The sequence below is a fragment of the Aliiglaciecola sp. genome (genome assembly GCF_039982535.1).
Lineage (GTDB): Bacteria > Pseudomonadota > Gammaproteobacteria > Enterobacterales > Alteromonadaceae > Aliiglaciecola.
In genome coordinates this window covers 1-1011 of record NZ_JBDWYG010000081.1, presented here as the reverse complement: position 1 = coordinate 1011, position 1011 = coordinate 1, and the positions used below count along the sequence as shown (strand labels likewise).

2 protein-coding genes are annotated in these 1011 nt (G+C 42.0%); both read left to right on the top strand.

What is annotated here, in order from left to right; all coding sequences use genetic code 11:
* Positions 1–315: aminoacyl-tRNA hydrolase (locus ABJV04_RS20940; protein WP_348493685.1), on the top strand; the 315-nt coding region annotated here is incomplete at its 5' end.
* Positions 316–346: 31 nt separating this feature from the next.
* On the top strand, positions 347–1011 hold a 665-nt coding region (locus ABJV04_RS20935; protein ID WP_348493683.1), incomplete at its 3' end, for a sodium/proton-translocating pyrophosphatase.

Here is a 1011-nt window from a genome sequence, read left to right as displayed (position 1 = left end):
GATAAAAAAGATTGCCTGATCGTTTATGACGATTTGAATCTTCCACTTGGCACAAACAGAATGAAGCCAAATGGAAGTGCGGGCGGTCACAATGGGATTTCTGATATTATTGAGCGGCTTGGAAGTAATGACTTCCCACGATTGCGATTTGGTATCGGTGATAATTTTTCGAGAGGCAGACAAGTCGATTACGTACTGTCTCCTTTTGATGAAGATGAGCTTGAGGAAAAAAATCAGGCTGTACAACATGCTCACGACGCTGCCCTTGCTTTCGTGAATTTGGGTATAGAAAGGGCAATGAATTATTTTAATTGAATTACAATCATAAACTAACGAAAAGAGTATTATGCTAAACATAATCTATTTCTCAGCGGCAGCGGGTGTTATTGCACTTCTATTTACCGCATTAAAATCTTCTTGGGTAAGTAAACAAGAAGTAGGTACTGACCGAATGGCCCGTATCGCAGAAAGTATCGCAAAAGGTGCAATGGCTTTCTTAAAAGCAGAGTATAAAGTGCTTTCAGGTTTCGTACTTGTAGTAGCTTTAATTTTAGCTTTTAGTGCTAATCCTGAAACTTCGAGCTGGATGGTTGCCATCTCATTCGTAGTTGGAGCGATCTGTTCCGGTCTTGCAGGTTTCATCGGAATGAAAGTTGCTACCAAAGCTAATGTAAGAACAACTCAAGCTGCTCGTACCAGCCTTGGAAAAGGACTTGAAGTTGCATTCGCAGGTGGTTCTGTAATGGGACTTGGCGTTGTTGGACTTGGTGTATTAGGCCTTTCAGTTTTATTCTTCGTGTTCTCTCAAATGTTTGGCATTGACGGTGCCGGTGCAGTAAACAAAGTGTTGGCGATCGTTACCGGATTCTCTTTCGGTGCATCTTCAATCGCACTTTTTGCTCGTGTTGGTGGTGGTATTTATACCAAAGCTGCTGATGTTGGAGCTGACCTTGTAGGTAAAGTTGAAGCAGGTATTCCTGAAGATCACCCATTAAACCCAGCAACTATTGC